Here is a 15,359-nt window from a genome sequence, read left to right as displayed (position 1 = left end):
CCTGCAACGCTGGGGATTGGCGAAAGCCATTGAGGCATCCGATCTCCCCCCTTGTGGGGGAGATGTCCGGCAGGACAAAGAGGGGCGCCGTAGAGTGACGACCTCAATCATGGCGTGCAGCGTGATGATCGGCTTGCAATTGGTCGGCAAACGCTGGTCGGAGCCGCGGCTGCTCGGCATCGCCAGGGCGATGATGCCCTTGACCAGCGGCTTTCGCCGTCCGCCCGGCTATTGAGCGAAGCGATCCAATCCATAGGGCGCCAGCAGCGTGTCGCGCTTGCCATCAAGAATTTCGCGCGTGGCGAACAGGCCGATGGCTGGCGCCAGAGTGATGCCGGAATGCATGACCGCGATATAGACACCCTCCTTGCCTTTGGCGCGGCCGATGATCGGAAAGCCGTCGATCGGTGTCGGCCGGTACCCAACGGTGTGGAAATCCAGCTCCAGCCCGTCGCTGTCGCGCAGCATGGCTTTCATGGCTGCGAACAATTCACGCGCCGTGGCTTCGGCGTCCATGCCGGGATCGGCGCCACCGAAATCCGAGCCGGCGATGATCCGACGCTCGGCCGTCTGACGCATGTGCAGGCGCTCGGCCAGCACCAGCCCGTTGAGCAGTTTCTTGTAAGGCCGCGAGTGGACGATCAACCCGGGCGGTGTCTCGATCGGCAGGTTGATGCCGGCGGTCGCGGCAATGTCTGGCGAACCCACGCCGGCCGCGATCACCACCTCGTCGGCGGCAAACAGTCCATGCGATGTGTCCACGCCGGTAATCTTGCCGACGCTTTGGACAAGCGTCGTCACCGTGCTGAAGAGGATTCGCGCGCCGCGCCGTTCGGCATCGGCCAGCAGTGCCTTGGTGGCCGCGACAGGCTCGGCGACACCCTCTTCTGCGACATGCAGGGCGAAATCGGGAAGCTCGGTGAGATTGGGCTCGATGAGCGCCACCTCGCCGCGGTCGACGCGCTCGATTCCGTAGCCCCACTCAGAATGCTCCGCTGCATAGTTCTCCATGTCGGCCGGCGGCAGATCCCAGCACAGGCCGCCGCACCAATTGAGCGGCAGGCCGGGCAGGTCCCGCGCTAGGCGAGCCCACTCAGCCATGGCGCGGGTGCGCAGCCGGAAATACGGCTCCGGGTTACCCCAGCTTGCATTGATCCAGGCAAACGAGTTCGGCGTTGCGACACCACCGATTTTGCTGTCGGCAATCACCGTCACCCGCGCCCCGGCCTTGGTCAGATGCCATGCGATGGAGGCACCGATGATGCCGGCGCCGATGACGATAATTTGCTTGGTTTCGCTCATGCTTGATCTCCGTCGGACTGGCATCCCTGATGCCATTGCCGCTGCCGGAGCTCAAGTGCGGACAGGGCCGGTCAGGCTAAAACCGTCGACAGGCCGGGAAAGCGCTGCTAGAAGCCCGCGCCACAGACAGGATCCGAAAAATTGGCTGAAGACATCGAACAGGCGGTATCGCGCCGCCGCACTTTCGCGATCATCGCCCACCCCGACGCCGGCAAGACGACGCTGACCGAAAAGCTGCTTTTGTTCGGCGGCGCCATCCAGCTTGCCGGCGAGGTGAAGGCCAAGAAGGACCGTATCCAGACCCGGTCTGACTGGATGAAGATCGAGCGCGAGCGCGGCATTTCGGTCGTCACCTCGGTGATGACCTTCGAATATGAGGACAACGTCTTCAACCTGCTCGACACGCCGGGCCACGAGGATTTCGCCGACGATACCTATCGCACGCTGTCGGCGGTCGACTCGGCCGTCATGGTCATCGACGCCGCCAAGGGCATCGAGCCGCGCACGCTGAAATTGTTCGAGGTCTGCCGGCTGCGCGACATCCCCATCATCACCTTCGTCAACAAGATGGACCGTGAAAGCCGCGATCCGTTCGAGATTTTGGACGAAATCGAGCAGAAGCTGGCGCTGGACATCGCGCCCATCACCTGGCCGATCGGCCGTGGCAAGACCTTCTCCGGTACCTATCACCTGGCGCTGAACGCCGTGCGCAAGGGCGATGACGAGAAGGAACGCACCCCCGTCAACGGTCCCGATTCCAACCGCGTTGCCGGCCTTCTGCCGGAAAACGAGCGCGAGGCCTTCATCGAGGAACTCGAGCTCGCGCGAGAAGCCTGCCGTCCGCTCGACATCGAGGCCTTTCGCGAGGGCCATCTGACGCCGGTCTATTTCGGCTCGGCGCTGCGCAATTATGGCGTGCGCGATCTGATCGAGGCGCTTGGCGCCTTTGGCCCGCCGCCCCGCGCGCAGGAGGCCGATACCCGCACTATCGAGGCGACGGAGGAGAAAATGACTTCCTTCGTCTTCAAGATCCAGGCCAACATGGATCCCAATCACCGCGACCGCATCGCCTTCGTGCGCGTCTGCTCGGGCAAGCTCGAGCGCGGCATGAAGGCCAAGCTGGTGCGCACCGGCAAGCCGATGTCACTCTCGGCGCCGCAATTCTTCTTTGCCCGCACCCGCGTCACCGCCGACGAGGCGTTTGCCGGCGATGTCGTCGGCATTCCCAACCACGGCACGCTGCGCATCGGCGACACGTTGACCGAAGGCGAGGAAATCCTGTTTCGCGGCGTGCCCAACTTCGCCCCGGAAATCCTGCGTCGCGTCCGTCTCGGCGACGCGATGAAGGCGAAAAAGCTCAAGGAAGCGCTGCACCAGATGGCAGAGGAGGGCGTCGTCCAGCTGTTCTCGCCGGAAGACGGCTCGCCGGCCATCGTCGGTGTCGTCGGCGCCCTCCAGCTCGATGTGCTCAAAGAGCGGCTGAACTTCGAATATACGCTGCCGGTCGAATTCGAGATGTCGCGCTTTTCCATCTGCCGCTGGATATCGGCCGACGACAAGGGCGAGGTGCTTCGCTTCATCGAGGCGCATCGCGGCGACATCGCCCGCGACCTCGACAACGACCCGGTCTTCCTCGCCCAGCATGCCTTCTCGCTGAACTACGAAGCCGAACGCTGGAAGGCGATCCGCTTCGCCACGATCAAGGATTATCAGGTGCGAGACAAGGCGGCGTGATTCTAGTGAGTAGTGAGTAGTGAGTAGTGAGTAGGTACGCCTCGTTCTCCCATCGCACTACTCACTAGCAACTACTCACTACTCTACTCTTATGATCACCCCTTGGCCGCCGCTTCGATCTCAGCGATATCGATCTTGCTCATCTGCATCATTGCCGACATCACCCGGCCGGCCTTGGCCCTGTCCGGATCCAGAAGCAGGCGCGGCAGCTGCTCCGGCACGACCTGCCAAGACACACCGAATTTGTCCTTCAGCCAGCTGCATTGCGAAGGTTCGCCGCCACCTTCGATAAGCTTCTCCCAGAAGTAATCGACCTCTTCCTGCGTCTTGCAGTCGATCGACTGTGACATCGCCTCGTTAAACTTGAATTGCGGTCCGCCATTGAGCGCCTGGAACGGCACGCCGTCGAGCTCGAACGTGGTCATCAGCACTTTGCCCGCATCGGCGTGACCCTCGGGCCAACGCAGAACGCTCGTAACCTTCGAATTCTTGAAGATGGAGACGTAGAAATTCATCGCCTCTTCTGCCCGGCCGTCGAACCACAGGCAGGTGGTGATCTTTTGCATGTCGTGCTCCTAGGTTGCTTCCTGCTGTTACAATGAAACGGCTGACTCCGAGAATGGTGCCATTTCTTGCCGTCTGCCCAAGGACGGCCTTGATACGCCCGACCCGACATAGACATCGAATTTTTCTGAGACGCTCGTTTTTTCAGGAGAACCTGGCGCATTGCAAAAATGTGGCCAGACCATACTTGGCGGTCTATAAACCCTGCGATCAAAATTCAGCGCCGCCACGCTCCGCATCGAGCGCAGCCAGACAGCCAAGGAAAATTCATGCCCGCCTATCGCTCCCGCACCACCACCCATGGCCGCAACATGGCCGGCGCCCGCGGCCTGTGGCGCGCTACTGGCATGAAGGACAGCGATTTCGGCAAGCCGATCATTGCGGTGGTCAACTCCTTCACCCAGTTCGTGCCGGGCCATGTCCATCTGAAGGACCTAGGCCAGCTCGTCGCGCGCGAGATCGAGAAGGCCGGCGGTGTCGCCAAGGAATTCAACACCATCGCCGTCGACGACGGCATCGCCATGGGCCATGACGGCATGCTCTATTCGCTGCCGTCGCGCGAGCTGATCGCCGATTCCGTTGAATACATGGTCAATGCGCACTGTGCCGACGCCATGGTCTGCATTTCCAATTGCGACAAGATCACGCCCGGCATGCTGATGGCCTCATTGCGCCTCAACATCCCGACCGTCTTCGTCTCCGGCGGCCCGATGGAAGCCGGCAAGGTTGTGCTGGCCGGCAAGACGCAGGCGCTCGACCTCGTCGATGCCATGGTTGCGGCCGCCGACGACAAGATCTCCGACGAGGACGTCAAGGTCATCGAGCGCTCGGCCTGCCCGACCTGCGGTTCCTGTTCGGGCATGTTCACCGCCAATTCCATGAACTGCCTGACCGAGGCGCTGGGCCTGTCGCTGCCCGGCAACGGTTCGACGCTGGCCACGCATGCCGACCGCAAGCGCCTGTTCGTCGAGGCCGGCCATCTCATCGTCGATCTCGCCCAGCGCTACTACGAGCAGGATGACGAGAGTGCATTGCCGCGCAGCATTGCCTCGAAGGGCGCCTTCGAGAATGCCATGACGCTCGATATCGCCATGGGCGGCTCCACCAACACCGTGCTGCACATTCTGGCCGCCGCGCACGAGGGCGAGGTCGATTTCACCATGGAAGACATCGACCGGCTGTCGCGGCGGGTGCCGGTGCTATGCAAGGTGGCGCCGGCCAAGTCCGACGTCCACATGGAAGACGTCCACCGCGCTGGCGGCATCATGGCGATCCTTGGCCAGCTCGACAATGCCGGGTTGCTCAACCGCGACCTGCCGACCGTGCATACGGCGAGCCTCGGCGAAGCGCTCGACCATTGGGATATTTCGCGCACCTCGAGCCAGAATGTGCGCGACTTCTTCCTCGCCGCGCCCGGCGGCGTGCCGACGCAGGTCGCCTTCAGCCAGGACCGCCGCTGGGACGAGCTCGACATGAACCGCGAGACAGGCGTCATCCGCTCGGCCAATACGCCTTTCTCGAAAGACGGCGGCCTTGCCGTCCTGAAAGGCAATCTGGCGCTCGATGGCTGTATCGTGAAGACAGCCGGCGTCGACGAGTCGATCCTGAAATTCACCGGACCGGCTCGTGTCTTCGAAAGCCAGGACGCTTCGGTCAAGGCGATCCTTGCCAATGAGATCAAGGCTGGTGACGTCGTCGTCATCCGCTATGAGGGTCCGCGCGGCGGCCCCGGCATGCAGGAGATGCTCTATCCCACCAGTTATCTGAAGTCGAAAGGCCTCGGCAAGGCCTGCGCGCTGGTCACCGATGGGCGCTTCTCCGGCGGCACCTCGGGCCTGTCCATCGGCCATGCTTCGCCGGAAGCGGCGGAAGGCGGGCTGATCGGACTGGTGCAGGAGGGCGATACGATCGAGATCGATATCCCGAACCGCACCATTCGCCTTGCCGTCGATGACGCGGAACTCGATGCGCGCCGGGCGGCGATGGAGGCCAGGGGCGCGGACGCCTGGAAGCCGCAGGAAAAGCGCAAGCGCAAGGTGACGACGGCGCTGCGCGCCTACGCCGCCTTCGCCACCAGCGCCGATAAGGGGGCGGTAAGGCACGTGCCGGAGTAAAGTTCGAATCTCGTCAGGCAGGCGCTGCGGCACAAACTCCGCAGGACTACCTGTCCTCGACTTGCGCCGCTCCACATTAAGGCATCAGCTGATATTCATACAGCTTCTGGTAAAGTCCGCCTTGCCCGAGCAGCACCTTGTGCGGCCCGCTTTCCACCACCTTGCCGGCTTCCAGCACCACGATCGTGTCGGCCTGGTGCACGGTCGAGAGGCGGTGTGCGATGACGATTGTGGTGCGCCCTTCCGTCAGCTGTTGCAGCGCGTCGCGGAACAGCGCTTCCGACTCGGCGTCGAGCGCACTGGTTGCCTCGTCCAGCAGCAGGATTTCGGCATTGCGCAGCATGGCGCGCGCGATCGAGATGCGCTGGCGCTGGCCGCCCGACAAAAGGCCGCCATTCTCACCGACATCCGTCTCGTAGCCTTTCGCCTGCGCGACGATGAAGTCATGGGCGTTGGCAGCCCTGGCCGCGGCGATCACCTCGTCGTCGGTCGCATCCTCGCGCCCAAGCCGGATGTTGTGCATGATCGTGCCGGCAAACAGGAACGTATCCTGGCTGACATAGGCGATCTTTTCCCTGAGCGAGGCGAGCGTGGCATGGGAAATATCCTGGCCGTCAAGCAGCACCCTGCCGCTCTTCGGGTCATACATGCGCATGATGAGGTTCAGGATCGTCGACTTGCCGCCGCCGGAGGGGCCGACCAGCGCCGTCATCTTGCCGGGCGCCAGGGTCAGGTCGAACCGGTCCAACACCGGCGGACCGTTCTGATAGGCGAAGCTGACGGCATCGAACCGGATCTCGCCCGGTCCGGCCCGAAGCGGCTTCGCATCCGGCTTCTCGGCTAATGTCAGCGGCTGGTCGGCGAGCTCGAACATCATGCGCACGCCGACAATGCCGCTTTCCAGCGATATGCGCACCCGCGCGAGGCGCTTTGCCGGCTCATAGGCAAGCAGCAGCGCTGCGATGAAGGCCATGATGTTGCCAGGCATCTGGCCGCCCTGCAGGACCAGCAAGCCGCTGACCATGACGGCGCCGGCGATCGCCAGGCCGGCCAGCGTTTCCATCACCGGATTGGTCACCGCTTCCAGCGCGGCGATGTTGTTGGCCCGATCCTCGACGTCCGCCACCGCCCTGTACATGCGTTTGCGCATCAGGCCTTCGAGGTTGAAGGATTTGACCACGCGCACGCCGATCGCGGTTTCCTGCATCACCTGCACGATCTGGCCGACCGACCGGAACTCCATGGCGGCGAACTTGCGCACGCGCTTCAGGATGCGGTTGACGCCATAGATGGCCAACGGACCGACGACGAAGCAGATCAGCGACAGCGCCGGCTGCTGCCAGACCATGACCCCAATCAGGGCAGCCAGCGTCACCAGATCGCGCACGTAGGAAGTGACGATGAGGTCGAGCACGTTGCGCGCCGCCTGGGCATTGTTGGTCATGCGGGTGATCAGGTCGGACGACGAGGTCGAATGGTAGAATTCGATGCCTTGCGCCAGGATGCGGTCATAGATCTTGCGCTGCCGTTCGGCGATGATGGCGTTGCCGACGCGGCTCATGAAGTAGGCCTGGACGAAATTGGCGATGCCCTTGACGATGAAGATCCCCGCGACCGCCACGGCGATCATATTGACGCGGTCGACCCGTTTATCGATGACGAATTCATTGGTGATTTCACGCAGGATCCAGGCACTGGCGGCCGTCATGCCGGCCACCACGAGCATCGACAGGATGGCGGCGGCGTAGCCGGCCCTGTGTTGCCGGAACGATTCCCGGAGCAGCCTTGCGACGAGGCGCTGGTTCTCCGTCGAGCGGAAGAAGCGAAACAACGGCTGATCCTTGATGCCGGGATGACGAAGGCGGCTTATAGAGGGAGATGCCGCCGGAGGGAACCTTTCGCCGCCATGGAAAGAAACCGCTGCGGCGGGGTGTCTTTTGAGACACGATGCGGCAGTGATTCTTCAAGCAGGATGATGACAGATGGATTTCGATCTTATTGTGCGCGGCGGCACGCTTCCGGATGGCGGCATCGCCGACATCGGCATCAGCGGCGAGACGATCGCCGCGATCGAGCCGAAGCTCGACGGTTCCGCGCGGACCGAGGTCGACGCCCATGGCAATCTGGTGTCACCGCCCTTCGTCGATCCGCATTTCCACATGGACGCGACGCTCTCCTACGGCCTTCCGCGTATCAACGCGTCGGGCACGCTGCTCGAAGGCATAGCGCTATGGGGCGAACTGAAGCCGCTCCTGACGCACGAGGCCGTGCGTGACCGGGCGCTCGCCTATTGTGACTGGGCGGTGTCGATGGGGCTGCTCGCCATCCGAACCCATGTCGACGTCTGCGACGACCGGCTGCTGGCCGTCGAGGCGCTGCTGGAGGTCAAGAAAATCGTCGCACCCTATATCGATCTGCAATTGGTGGCCTTCCCGCAGGACGGCTTCTATCGCTCGCCGACGGCACGAAAAAACACCATTCGCGCGCTGGACATTGGCGTCGACATCGTCGGCGGCATTCCGCATTTCGAGCGCACCATGGCCGACGGCACACGCTCGGTTACCGAACTGTGTGAGATCGCGGCAAAACGCGGGCTCATGGTCGACCTGCATTGCGACGAGACCGACGACCCGCTGTCGCGCCACATCGAACAGCTCGCCTATGAAGCGCAGCGCCTCGGCCTGCAGGGCAGGGTGGCCGGTTCGCACCTCACCTCGATGCATTCGATGGACAATTACTACGTCTCAAAGCTTCTGCCGCTGATCGCCGAAGCCGGCGTTTCCGCGATCCCCAATCCGCTGATCAACATCATGCTGCAGGGCCGCCACGACACATTCCCGAAGCGGCGTGGCATGACGCGGGTCAAGGAGATGCTGGCGCTGGGCATCCGTGTCGGCTGGGGTCAGGATTGCGTGCTCGATCCCTGGTATTCGCTGGGCACCGCCGACATGCTCGACGTCGCCTTCATGGGCCTGCATGTCGCCCAGATGTCGAGCCCCGCCGACATGGCGCGCTGCTTCGACATGGTCACCAACGTCAATGCCGCGATCATGGGCCTCGACCATCTCGGCCTCGGCGTCGGCAAGCGCGCCAGCCTGGTGATCCTCGATGCCGGCAATCCGATCGAGGCTCTGCGCCTGCGCGCCGAGCGCATCTGCGTCATTGCCAGGGGCAAGGTGGTGGCGGAGCGGGTGAGGCAGGATACCAGGCTTTCGATCTCCGGCAGGCCGTCGCAGGTGAACCGCAGACATATATCCACCTAGATACAGCCGATTCCCGACGCTGGTCTTACCTATTTCCCGATTTCTCCTCGTCAAAGCCGGCGCTTCCGTCTACGACGCGGCTCGGGCGAGGGAGGAATCGGGGCAGGCATGACGCAACCCGTGGCGCGGAATTCCACAATCAAGAATGTCCTCCTGGCCGGCATCCTGCTGATGCTGGCCGGCGACTTCCTGTTTGCGCTCAATGATGCGATGGGCAAGTGGCTGGTCGCCAGTTTCTCCGTCGGCCAGGTGGTGCTCATCCGCTCGATCGGCGCTTTCTTCGTGCTGGGTCCGATGATCGCCAACCAGGGCGCCGGCAGACTGTTCCAGCTGGAGCGGCCAGGGTTGCAGATCCTGCGCGTGGTGGCGACGACACTGGACACCGCCTTGTTCTACGCCGCCGTCGTCTACCTGCCACTCGCCGATGTGATGAGCTTCTACATGGCCGGGCCGATCTATGTGGCGGCGCTGTCACATTTCCTGCTTGGCGAAAAGGTCGGCTGGCGCCGCTGGGTGGCGATCCTGCTCGGCTTCTGCGGTGTGGTCATCATGCTGAAACCGTCCTCTGCCGCGTTTTCGCTGTCATCGAGTTTCGCACTTGTCGGCAGCCTTGCCTTCGCCTTCGCCATCATCCTCAACCGACGCCTGCGCGGCACCAGCGACACCAATCTGGTGACATGGCAGACGATCGGCACGCTGGCGGTCGGCGGCGCCCTCACCATCGGGGCCTGGAAGACGCCGTCTGCGCTTGATTTCGGCGCCATGCTGCTGCTCGGCATCGTTTCCTGCGGGGCGCATCTGATGATCACCAGGGCGCTGAAACTGGCGCCGGCCTCGACGCTGGCGCCGCTGCACTACACGCTGCTCTTGTGGGCGGTGGTGTTCGGGCTGGTGTTCTTCGGCGACGTCCCCGGTCCGGGCATCCTGATCGGCTCGGGCATCATCGTCCTGGCCGGCCTGTTCATCTTCCACCGCCAGAAGGTGGTAGACACCACGGTGCCGCCGGAGAACGTGCCGAAAGGTGTGAACTAGGGGCCAGATTTCTGGTGCCTAGCCCTTGCGTACCGCCGCCAGGTGCCGCGAAAATTCCTCTGTCTCCATCAGCGCCTTGCAGCGGGCGAAGCGGCCGTCGGCATAGGCGCGGAAATCGTCGACGGGATTTTCGTTGGCAAGCTGAATCAGCCCCCACAGCGTCCACAACAGGTCGCACATCGCCTTGTAGATGACGATGCGGCCGCGCTCCGCCGGCCTCGCCTCGCCGCCGAAATAGGCGCGCATCAGCTCCTCGTCCTGGGCGGCGTCGAACTTGCCTTCCACGCTGAGGTCGCCGAGGTCCCAGAGCGGGTCGTTCATCCCCGAATATTCCCAGTCGACGATCCACATCCGCTCGCCCGTGTCGAGGAAATTCTCGCACAGCGGGTCGCAATGGCAGGCGACGAGAGGCAAGGGGCGGACGGCCAAGGCCGAGCGTACGCTGCCGGCCTCGCGCACCACGTCATGATAGCCGGCGGGCAGGGCGACATCCCTGGTCGACAGCACCTTGAGATAGTCGTCGATCATCGAAAACAGTTCGAAGCGGAAGGGGAACACCGCGCCGGACGCGTGCAGCTTGCGGAAGGCCTCGGCCGCTCGGGCCGGGCTGCCCTGCCGCTCCTTGAACTTCTCCGGCGACATCGTCTCCGCACCGGCAATGTAGCGCGTCACCATCAGGCCGCTGGCGGCGTCGGCATGCAGCACTTCAGGACTTACCCCCGCGATTGCCGCCTCACGCGCGGCAATCGCCTCGTTGGCGCGGTTGATGTATTCCTCGGTGCCTTTGCCTGGAATACGCAGGCAGTAATCGCCGGCCTTGAAGACGAGGTTGGTCAAGCCGCCGAGCCGTTCCAGCGGCCCAGTATAGCCGGCCAGTACCGGAATGGCGGCAAGTTTTGCCCGCGCCTCGTCTGTCCCCATGCCTGCGTCCCCACGCGTTATTTCTCGGCTGCACGGTTCCACAATTTTCGCCGTTTGGCTATCATCGCGGCGAGACGAGGGATGGTGGACAGTGGCGGACAGCAAACATCAAGGCGCGCTCGGCGAGGTCTACGCGGCCAAGCGCCCGGAAGAGGTGGCCGCACTGTACGACCGCTGGTCGCAAACCTACGACGCCGACATGTCGGCAGCCGGCTACCGCCACCCGACCATCTGCCTTGCTTTGCTCGCCCGCCATCTGCCGCGCGGGTCAGCCCCGCTGCTCGACGCCGGGGCCGGTACCGGGCTGATCGGCGAGTGGCTCGATATTGCCGGCTATCCCCAGGTCGAGGCGCTGGATATCTCGCAAGGCATGCTGGATCAAGCCGCGCGCAAGGGCGTCTATTCGGCGCTGCATTGCCTGGCGCTCGGCGGCGCCTTGCCATTTGCCGACAGCACTTATGCCGGCATCATCTCGGCCGGCGTCTTTACCTCCGGCCATGTCGGCGCCGAGGGACTGGACGAACTGATCCGCATCTGCCGGCCGGGTGGGGTGATCGTGCTGACGGTCAAGAACACGTTGTGGGATCACGGTTTTGCCGCGCGCATCGCCGAACTCGAGGCACAAGGCCTGGTCACGCGGGTCGAGGAAACACGACCATATGTCTCAATGCCAGGCGAGGCCGATACCGTCCCCAGCCGTGGCCTCGCCTTGCGCGTGAGTTAAGCCTTCACGCGCTCCATTGCCGGGTCGTATAGCGGCTCAAGATGAATTTCAGCCGGCGTCCTCTCCATCGCCACCACAAGTTCATAGCTGCCCGAGGCGAGAAAATGGTCGCTTACTCCGTCGGCGTTGCGCACATAACCGTAGCCGATGTTCTTTCCCACCGTGTAGCCATAGCCGCCGCTGGTGAGATAGCCGACCGGCTGGCCATCGCGCAGGATGGTCTCGCGTCCGACGAGCACGATCTCCGGATCATAGACCGTGAAACCGGCAAAGCACTTCTTCAGCGAGGCGCCGCCAACCTTCTCGAGTGCGCGCCGTCCGACGAAGTCGGTGTTCTTGCGCAGCTTGACCGCCCAGCCGAGCCCAGCCTCCAGCGGTGTGTCGTTGGGCGTGATGTCGGAGCCCCAGGCGCGATAACCCTTTTCCAGCCGCAGCGATTCCAGCGCGCGGTAACCGACCGGCCGGATGTCGTGCTTCCCGCCGGCCGCCATCAGCACGTCGAAGACTTCGCCGGTAGCGGCGATCGGCACATGCAGTTCCCAGCCCAGTTCGCCGACATAGGTGACGCGCAGCGCCCGGACTGTGTGACCGGCTATTGTGATCTCGCGCACATGGCCGAACGGGAAGCCGGCATTCGACACATCCGCATCGGTGACCGCTGAAAGCACGTCGCGGGCGCGCGGTCCCATCAGCGACAGCGTGCCGAAATCCTCGGTGACATCGGCGAGCTGGGCATCGAGGCCGTGGCCAATATGGTCGCTGATCCACGAGGCATCATGGGTGCGGAAACCCGTGCCAGTGACGATGTAGAATTTTTCCTCGGCCAGCCGCGACACGGTCAGGTCGGCCTCGATGCCGCCGCGCGAGTTGAGGAGTTGCGTGTAGGTCAGCCGGCCGACCGGCTTGCCGACATCGTTGGCACAGATCCAGTCCAAGGCCCTCGCCGCGTCGGGCCCGCTCAGCTCGTACTTGGCGAAGGACGACTGGTCGAAGATACCGACACGCTTGCGCACGTGCCGATGTTCGTCGCCGACGGCGGCGAACCAGTTCTGCCGGCCCATCGAATAGATGTCCTTCGGCTCGACGCCCTCCGGCGCGAACCAGTTCGGCCGTTCCCAGCCGAGCTTGGAGCCGAACACGGCGCGATGGTCTTTCAGCCTGTCGTAGAGCGGGGAGACGATGCGCGGCCGGCCGCTGGTGTATTCCTCGTGCGGGAAGCCGATCGCGTAATGCTTGCCATAGGCTTCCAGCGTACGTTCGCTCACCCATTGCCGGTCGCGGTGCAGGTTGGAAAAACGCCTGATGTCGACCACCCAAAGGTCGAGCGGCGCCTCGCCGTCGACCACCCATTGCGCCAGCACCCAGCCGGCCCCGCCGCCCGAGGCGATGCCGAAGGCGTTGAAGCCGGCGCCGACCAACATGTTGGGGCATTCGGGCGCCACACCGAGGATGAAATTGCCGTCCGGCGTGAAGCTTTCCGACCCGTTGATCATCTGCTTGACGCCAACGGTTTCCAGCGTCGGCACCCGCGCGATCGCCTGTGCCATGTGCTGCTCGAAATGATCGTAGTCGTCGTCGAACAGCCGGAACTCCCAATCATTGGGCACGTCGCCCCCGGGAAGATTGGTCGTCCAGGCCTGCGGGTTCGGCTCATAGCCGCCCATCACCAGCCCGCCGACCTCCTCCTTGAAATAGGTGCGCCGATCGGGGTCGCGCAGCGTCGGCGCGTCGGTTGCCAGCCCCGCGATTTTCTCGGTGATGATATACTGGTGCTTGACCGGCTGCAGCGGCACGTTGATGCCGGCCATCGCGCCGACTTGCCGCGCCCATTGCCCGGCGCAGTTCACCACCTTGTCGCAAGCGATGTCGCCTTGATTGGTCTTCACCGCCGTGATGCGGTCGCCCTTCATCTCGAAACCCGTGACGCGCACGTCTTCGTAGAGATTGGCGCCGTGCATGCGCGCGCCCTTGGCCAGCGACTGCGTGATGTCGGAAGGGCTCGCCTGGCCGTCGGTCGGCAGCCAGGAGGCGCCGACGAGATCGCCGGTCTCCATCAAGGGCCACATCGCCTTGACCTCCGCCGGAGACAGCAGCTGCATGTCCATGCCGAAGCTTTTCGCCGTCGTCGCCAGCCGTTTGTACTCGGTCCAGCGGTCGGCACTGGTGGCGAGCCTGAGGCACCCCGTCATCTTCCAGCCGGTGGCAAGACCGGTTTCGGCTTCCAGCCCCTTGTAGAGGTCGACCGAGTATTTCAGTACCCGCGTGATCGAGGCCGACGAGCGCAGCTGGCCGACCAGGCCGGCTGCATGCCAGGTCGAGCCCGAGGTCAGCTTGCCCTGTTCGAGCAGCACCACGTCGGCCTTGTGGTCACGCGCCAGATGATAGGCCGTCGAACAGCCGATGATGCCGCCGCCGATGACGACGATCTCGGCCTGGCTAGGCAAGGTCATGATTTCAGGATCCCGTATTTTATCCGGTAGTTTTCCAGCGCCGCGTCGAGCCGCGCCAGGTTTTCCTCGGTGTAGGCGACGTAATCGATCCCGGGGGCGTCGAGATAGAGCTCCGACACCATGCTCCACATCGCCTCGCGCAGCAGCGAGGCACATTGCATGGCGGCGTGCGAGCGGCGGATCGCCTCGTCCGGTTCCTTCATGAAATAGGCGGTCAGGAAGGCGAAGGATTCCTCGTCGCTCATGCCCGCGTTCGAGGCGACGCCGGCAAGGTCGAACATCGCCGTATTGAAGCCGGCATATTCGAAATCGATCAGCCAAAGCCTGCCGCCGTCGTCCAGAATGTTGGCCGGCAAAAGATCATTGTGACCAAAGACGATCGGCAGCAATTTCTGGGCGCGCTCCAGTTCGTCGGCCAACGCCAGAAAGCGCGGCAGGTCGCCGCGCTTACGGCTGTTGCCCTCGTCGAGCGTGCGCGCATAGTCGCGGATGACGTGGAACACCCAGAACATGAAGCCGGCGCCGGAGATATGGTTGGGCATCTCGCGGTGAAAGCCGCGCATCAGCGTCGCGACGCGGCCGAGATTGGCGCGCACGTCCTCGGCCAGATAGGTTCTGGCGCCAAGAAACGCCGTCACCATGATCCCCGGTTCGGCGTAACGTACCGCCGGTGCGAAGCCCGCCGCGTGAGCCGCCCGCGCGGTCATCACCTCGCGTTCGCGGAAGACATGGTGGAACGGATAATCCTGGCCGAAACGTACCACATGTTTGCCGGCCGCATCGGTGACCACATAATTGGCGTTGCTTAGGCCGCCGGGCAGCGGCGCGATCTCGATGGCGCCCGTCCAGCACGGCAGGGCGTGGATGCGGTCTTCGGCAATCACGGGATCATCCCTGGTTCGCAGGCCTGGTTTGCTGGGCTTCTATATGGCGCCATGGGCGGCGCAACGACGGCGGGGTGAAACGCAAACAATCTCGTCGGTGCGGGATGCCAGGATCGGTATCCCGCACCGCACCGACGAGCCCCTTGGCCAGGTTTATGAGCCCGGCATCCGCCCCCGCGGATCTGAAAATTCCTTGCGCCACACTCGTTACAGGCTGCCTGGGGTCAGTGAATTGCAGCTCTGCCAATTACATCCCGCTGCAGTTCCGAACCCTGTTGAGGATGGATTTCACGCCGGGGTTGCTCTTCTGTCAATAAAAAGATGTGACTTTTTTTGGGTGTTTTGTCCGAAAACATGGGCAATTTCTTTAA

At 63.5% G+C, this 15,359-nt stretch carries 12 protein-coding genes; 6 read left to right on the top strand and 6 right to left on the bottom strand.

Annotation, left to right across the window (positions count from 1 at the left end):
• Nucleotides 1-235 (top strand): hypothetical protein (locus LB557_RS17805; protein WP_224713081.1); only part of this gene is annotated, 235 nt, incomplete at its 5' end.
• On the opposite strand, the gene LB557_RS17800 is transcribed toward LB557_RS17805, so the two are convergent.
• Complete coding sequence (locus LB557_RS17800; protein ID WP_224641651.1) at nucleotides 229-1,302, bottom strand: NAD(P)/FAD-dependent oxidoreductase; 1,074 nt, start codon at nucleotides 1,300-1,302, stop codon at nucleotides 229-231. The two genes, LB557_RS17805 and LB557_RS17800, sit on opposite strands and share 7 nt — an antisense overlap.
• A gap of 141 nt (nucleotides 1,303-1,443) precedes the next feature.
• Here LB557_RS17800 and LB557_RS17795 point away from each other — a divergent pair, with 141 nt between their 5' ends.
• A complete protein-coding gene (locus LB557_RS17795) occupies nucleotides 1,444-3,036 on the top strand; it encodes a peptide chain release factor 3 (RefSeq protein WP_224641652.1) in 1,593 nt (530 codons plus the stop codon).
• A 95-nt stretch (nucleotides 3,037-3,131) separates the two neighbouring features.
• Here the strand turns inward: LB557_RS17795 and LB557_RS17790 are convergent, their stop codons facing one another.
• Entirely contained in the window at nucleotides 3,132-3,602 is a 471-nt protein-coding gene (locus tag LB557_RS17790) for a VOC family protein (protein WP_015314150.1), read from the bottom strand.
• 267 nt (nucleotides 3,603-3,869) lie between these two features.
• Here LB557_RS17790 and ilvD point away from each other — a divergent pair, with 267 nt between their 5' ends.
• Entirely contained in the window at nucleotides 3,870-5,714 is a 1,845-nt protein-coding gene (ilvD, locus tag LB557_RS17785) for a dihydroxy-acid dehydratase (protein ID WP_140723177.1), read from the top strand.
• Between the two features lie 76 nt (nucleotides 5,715-5,790).
• On the opposite strand, the gene LB557_RS17780 is transcribed toward ilvD, so the two are convergent.
• Nucleotides 5,791-7,545 (bottom strand): ABC transporter ATP-binding protein, encoded by a 1,755-nt coding sequence (locus tag LB557_RS17780; RefSeq protein WP_224641654.1) that lies wholly within the window; start codon nucleotides 7,543-7,545, stop codon nucleotides 5,791-5,793.
• Nucleotides 7,546-7,696: 151 nt separating this feature from the next.
• On the opposite strand from LB557_RS17780, the gene LB557_RS17775 reads away from it, so the two are divergent.
• Both LB557_RS17775 and LB557_RS17770 read left to right on the top strand, forming a co-directional pair.
• Nucleotides 7,697-8,977, top strand: coding sequence for an amidohydrolase family protein (locus LB557_RS17775; RefSeq protein WP_224641656.1), 1,281 nt, complete (start codon nucleotides 7,697-7,699; stop codon nucleotides 8,975-8,977).
• A 108-nt stretch (nucleotides 8,978-9,085) separates the two neighbouring features.
• The gene (locus tag LB557_RS17770; RefSeq protein ID WP_224641659.1) at nucleotides 9,086-10,009 is read left to right on the top strand and encodes a DMT family transporter; all 924 of its coding nucleotides are present in this window, start codon (nucleotides 9,086-9,088) and stop codon (nucleotides 10,007-10,009) included.
• Nucleotides 10,010-10,027: 18 nt separating this feature from the next.
• Here the strand turns inward: LB557_RS17770 and LB557_RS17765 are convergent, their stop codons facing one another.
• Entirely contained in the window at nucleotides 10,028-10,930 is a 903-nt protein-coding gene (locus tag LB557_RS17765; protein ID WP_224641660.1) for a phosphotransferase family protein, read from the bottom strand.
• A gap of 91 nt (nucleotides 10,931-11,021) precedes the next feature.
• Between LB557_RS17765 and LB557_RS17760 the strand changes: the two genes are divergently transcribed.
• A complete protein-coding gene (locus LB557_RS17760; protein WP_140614880.1) occupies nucleotides 11,022-11,654 on the top strand; it encodes a class I SAM-dependent DNA methyltransferase in 633 nt (210 codons plus the stop codon).
• On the opposite strand, the gene LB557_RS17755 is transcribed toward LB557_RS17760, so the two are convergent.
• Both LB557_RS17755 and LB557_RS17750 read right to left on the bottom strand, forming a co-directional pair.
• Nucleotides 11,651-14,104, bottom strand: coding sequence for an FAD-dependent oxidoreductase (locus LB557_RS17755; protein ID WP_224641662.1), 2,454 nt, complete (start codon nucleotides 14,102-14,104; stop codon nucleotides 11,651-11,653). The genes LB557_RS17760 and LB557_RS17755 overlap by 4 nt on opposite strands.
• Nucleotides 14,101-14,988, bottom strand: a complete 888-nt coding sequence (locus LB557_RS17750; protein ID WP_224641664.1) for a phosphotransferase — start codon at nucleotides 14,986-14,988, stop codon at nucleotides 14,101-14,103. Before LB557_RS17750 ends, LB557_RS17755 begins: the two co-directional genes overlap by 4 nt.
• Between the last annotated feature and the right edge of the window lie 371 nt (nucleotides 14,989-15,359).

This window comes from Mesorhizobium sp. BR115XR7A (genome assembly GCF_020165315.1).
GTDB lineage: Bacteria > Pseudomonadota > Alphaproteobacteria > Rhizobiales > Rhizobiaceae > Mesorhizobium > Mesorhizobium australicum.
This window is presented reverse-complemented; position numbering and strand designations above follow the sequence as displayed.

Bases quoted from the DNA above. Each gene is read 5' to 3' on its own strand.
- LB557_RS17800 (WP_224641651.1), bottom strand. From the start codon at position 1,302: ATGAGCGAAACCAAGCAAATTATCGTCATCGGCGCCGGCATCATCGGT.
- LB557_RS17755 (WP_224641662.1), bottom strand. From the start codon at position 14,104: ATGACCTTGCCTAGCCAGGCCGAGATCGTCGTCATCGGCGGCGGCATC.
- LB557_RS17770 (WP_224641659.1), top strand. From the start codon at position 9,086: ATGACGCAACCCGTGGCGCGGAATTCCACAATCAAGAATGTCCTCCTG.
- LB557_RS17775 (WP_224641656.1), top strand. From the start codon at position 7,697: ATGGATTTCGATCTTATTGTGCGCGGCGGCACGCTTCCGGATGGCGGC.
- ilvD (WP_140723177.1), top strand. From the start codon at position 3,870: ATGCCCGCCTATCGCTCCCGCACCACCACCCATGGCCGCAACATGGCC.
- LB557_RS17790 (WP_015314150.1), bottom strand. From the start codon at position 3,602: ATGCAAAAGATCACCACCTGCCTGTGGTTCGACGGCCGGGCAGAAGAG.
- LB557_RS17765 (WP_224641660.1), bottom strand. From the start codon at position 10,930: ATGGGGACAGACGAGGCGCGGGCAAAACTTGCCGCCATTCCGGTACTG.